The sequence below is a fragment of the Vibrio sp. 10N.222.48.A3 genome, assembly GCF_041475345.1.
Taxonomy (GTDB): Bacteria; Pseudomonadota; Gammaproteobacteria; order Enterobacterales; family Vibrionaceae; genus Vibrio; species Vibrio tasmaniensis_A.
Genome location: NZ_JBFRVX010001211.1, coordinates 1 through 1,187, shown reverse-complemented (window position 1 = coordinate 1,187; position 1,187 = coordinate 1). Strand labels below are relative to the sequence as shown.

The 1,187-nt window shown below is 46.3% G+C and carries 1 protein-coding gene; it reads right to left on the bottom strand.

The genetic code is table 11. The features are described 5' to 3' along the window. Positions 1 to 85 precede the first annotated feature (85 nt). On the bottom strand, positions 86 to 970 hold the full coding sequence (locus tag AB4653_RS25105; protein WP_009848659.1) for a D-hexose-6-phosphate mutarotase: 885 nt from the start codon (positions 968 to 970) through the stop codon (positions 86 to 88). Positions 971 to 1,187 lie beyond the last annotated feature (217 nt).

Below are 1,187 nucleotides of genomic sequence, written 5' to 3'. Positions count from 1 at the left end.
TAGAGATAGAGATAGAGAGGGTTAGGGGCAATAAAAATGCAGCTCATGGGCTGCATTTTCGTATCTAATTGGCGTAGCTTTAAGTTTATTTCGAAGCAATCACTGTAATCAGCTGGTGGCTTTCGCCAGGCTGTAACGTTTTGCCTGCTTCTAGGCTTGGTGCGTGCAGTGTTGACTCGACACACATCATGGTTAGATAACCGTCGTCTTGCATGTCGCCCATACTTGCAGCCCCTTCCGCCCACGGGTTCCAAAGTACCGCAGAGTTATGACCGTGGTTTTCAACCGTTAGTGTGCGATCCAGCTTTTTGTCAGCAACAAAGATTTGCGTTTCTGGTTGCGTGTAAACGCGGTCAATCGTGTCAGTCAGTACCAGTTCAGCACCACCTTGGCAGATCTTGCCACCTTGTAGGCTATCAATGTACTCAGCACCCATACCCGTTGTGGTTGTGTTGTGAATATCGCCAACGTTTAGGTAAGTGTGCAGTGCACCAGAGAAAGTCCATGGCTGAGAATCAGTGTTCTTCACGTCCAGCGTTACTTTTAGCTGCTCGCCGATCTCAACATTCAAACGTGCATCAAACTGATGAGGCCATACTGCTAGCGTCTCTTCGCTTGGCTTCAGACCTAAGCTAACAATCACGCCAGCTTCGCTTTCACGGTGCTCAACCAATTGCCATTCGCTTGAACGTGCAAAACCATGTGCTGGGGCTGCAATGCGACCAAACCAAGGCCAACATACTGGAATACCACCACGCAGAGCCGTTTTGCCATCGAATTTAGCTTGTTGGCTCATCCAAATTAGGTCTTCTTGACCTTGCGGTTGGAATGACACGACATGACCACCAAACAACGAAATCGCTGCGTTTGCTTTATCGTGGATAACACGAACTAGTTTTACACCTTCGTGCTCAACGATAGTGACGTTGTCAGAAAGTACCGACAGTGCAGGTAGAGTAGATAAATCCATTACATGATCCTTCTAAGGAAATTGAATTCAAATGCTGACTAGAGTGATGCTTGATTTTTCATGAGTAACAAGCAGAGTCAGTATTAGAATTGAATTTTACGTGTGGGCTATCTTGATGAGCTTAGACAGACGCGGTTTAAAAGATAGCGGGTATTAAAAAGGCGACACTAAGGTCGCCTTTTTCAAAGTCTGCTCAAAACAGTCTTCGCTAATGCTT